This is a genomic window from Streptomyces violascens, from assembly GCF_014649955.1.
Classification (GTDB): Bacteria; Actinomycetota; Actinomycetes; order Streptomycetales; family Streptomycetaceae; genus Streptomyces; species Streptomyces violascens.
Genome location: NZ_BMUA01000072.1, coordinates 1 through 2,292, shown reverse-complemented (window position 1 = coordinate 2,292; position 2,292 = coordinate 1). Strand labels below are relative to the sequence as shown.

General features: G+C 65.1%; 2 protein-coding genes. Both read right to left on the bottom strand.

Annotated elements, in window-relative coordinates; genetic code table 11:
* Positions 1 to 60: 60 nt before the first annotated feature.
* Positions 61 to 396, bottom strand: a complete 336-nt coding sequence (locus IE206_RS42075; RefSeq protein ID WP_189972043.1) for a hypothetical protein — start codon at positions 394 to 396, stop codon at positions 61 to 63.
* A gap of 405 nt (positions 397 to 801) precedes the next feature.
* Positions 802 to 1,566, bottom strand: coding sequence for a MerR family transcriptional regulator (locus IE206_RS42070; RefSeq protein WP_189972041.1), 765 nt, complete (start codon positions 1,564 to 1,566; stop codon positions 802 to 804).
* Positions 1,567 to 2,292 lie beyond the last annotated feature (726 nt).

Here is a 2,292-nt window from a genome sequence, read left to right as displayed (position 1 = left end):
GGCGCCGGTGTCGTAGCTGAGCCGGTCCAGATTCTGACCCATGTTCCTGATCCCCCGTACTTAGTGGCGTCCGCCGAAGCGGGCCGCGTCGAAATTGGCCGCCGACATGTTCTGGTGGGCGTTGGACTCCTGCTCGTGATCACCCGTGCCGAACGCCGTGTCCATCCCGGACTGGCCGCCCAGGATGTCCTGGAGCGACCCGTTGAGGTCGTTGGTGATCTCGTCCGCGTGGTTCTTGAACGAGTCGAACGCGGCCTTCCCGGCCCCGTTGAACTTGCCCTCCAGCGGTTCCGCGGCAGCGACCAACTGCCGGATCAGCGTGCCCAGATCAGAACTCGAACCGTCCGTGCTCTTCCCCAGATCGGACAGAGTCGTGGACCCCATGTCGAACTTCACGCACACACCCCCGTAACAGACATACCGAACACCGCACGCGCAACACGGCGCGCCGTCTATGTGTACCCAATGCAGATTGCACGCGCAACGCGCGGTCGAACCGCCAAGACCTGCCCCGATCCCAGATTTCCCAGGTGTCGGGTGGACTCGGGGCGATGCCGCGTCGGGAACGGTTACGAAGTTGGAACGGCGGGCCGGAGGGCATTCGCGGCATAGCCTCGGTGTGCTGCCAAAGCGTGCAAATGGGGTGCGGGGGTGAAGCCGGGGGTCTGCAGCCCCCCGACGTCAGGTGACGCGCCGTCTGGCCGGTCGACCGACGGAATGACCGACGGAATGACCGACGGCATGGCCGATGGAATCACCGCCGGCATGGCCGATGGAGTGGCCGACGGATTGAGTGACGGCTCAGCTCAGCCGGGCGTCGGCGTAGACGAGCATCGCGTCCCGCAGGTAGACGGCCAGGCCCTCGGCGATCTTGTCGTAGTTGGCGCGCATCTGGGGGTCGTCGACGTAGGTCTGGGCGAGCCCCTTGTACGCGGCGGCGTTCGGCGTCCAGAACCGGCAGACGTTCCGGTAGTGGTCGTCGGTCTCGGCCTGGACCTTGGGGTCGTCGACCGGGGTGTCGGCCACCATGAACTCCGCGAAGCGGATCATCTGCGCCGTCACCTCACGCTGCCACCGCTCGGTGTCCTCGTCGGTCATCGTCTCGACGGCCCGCTGAGACTCCTCCCACGCCTTCGGCCACCGCTCGCGCACCTTCTCGTTCTCCTCGGCGGAAGGCTCGAACCCCTCGAACAGGTTCTCCGGCCGATTGATCTTCGCCATGTCGTTGTTCTCCTCTGCTTCTTCCAGTTCGGCGATGGTGCGGTCGACGGTGCGGGCCAGGGTGCTGAGCCGGTCCCGCTCCGCGAGCAGCCGTTGGCGGTGCTCACGGAGTACGGCCACACGGTCGACCTGGCTGTCGAGTACGGCCTGGATCTCGCGGAGCCCCAGGTCGAGCTCCCGCATGAGGAGGATCTGCTGCAGCCGCAACAGATCGGCCTCCTCGTAATAGCGGTGCCCGTTGCTCCCGATCCACGCCGGTGGCAGCAGCCCGATCTCGTCGTAGTGCCGCAGCGTCCGGGAGGTCACCCTGGACATCCGAGCCACATCCGCGATCGACCAGGCCATGACGGTTGCTCCCATCGCCGGGCCGGAGTCCGTCCCCGGCCACAGAGACGACGGTAGGAGTTGACGCAACGGCAACCGCAACCCGAATCGGGGGCGAGCCACGGGAGGCGGCTCGGCCGCGCCGAGCCTGTGGCGGCGCATAGTCGACGGCGCATATAGGGGGCCGTGGGGCACTGCCCCACGGAACTGCCCCATGGAGGGGGAGCGAAGAGAAGGGAAGGGGAGGGGTGGGCGGACTGGAGCCCTCAGAACCTCGTGTAGTGTTCTCCGAGTTGTCACGCAGCCGGGACGGCCCCGAGGCAACCATCCGCCGCAGATTCTGCGGCAACCCCAACTCAGCACAATCTCCCGACCGGGAGCGCTTTCGGCATGCCGAATTCAATTCTGGTCGGACCGGAAGACTCGATTACGAATCGCCGGAAAGATCCGCTAGAGTTCGGGACGTCGGAACGGCCCAACAGCCGGGAAGACACCCCGATTTCGACCGGGAATCAGGACCGAAAGGATCTGATAGAGTCGGAACCGCCGGAAAGGGAAACCCGAGAGGGAGAACTGGAAAGGCACCGAGGAAATCGGACACGAAAGAGTCTGATAGAGTCGGGAACACGAAATACCGAAGGGAAGCGCCCGGAGGAAAGCCCGAGAGGGTGAGTACAAAGGAAGCGTCTGTTCCTTGAGAACTCAACAGCGTGCCAAAAGTCAACGCCAGATTGACAACCCCGTCTC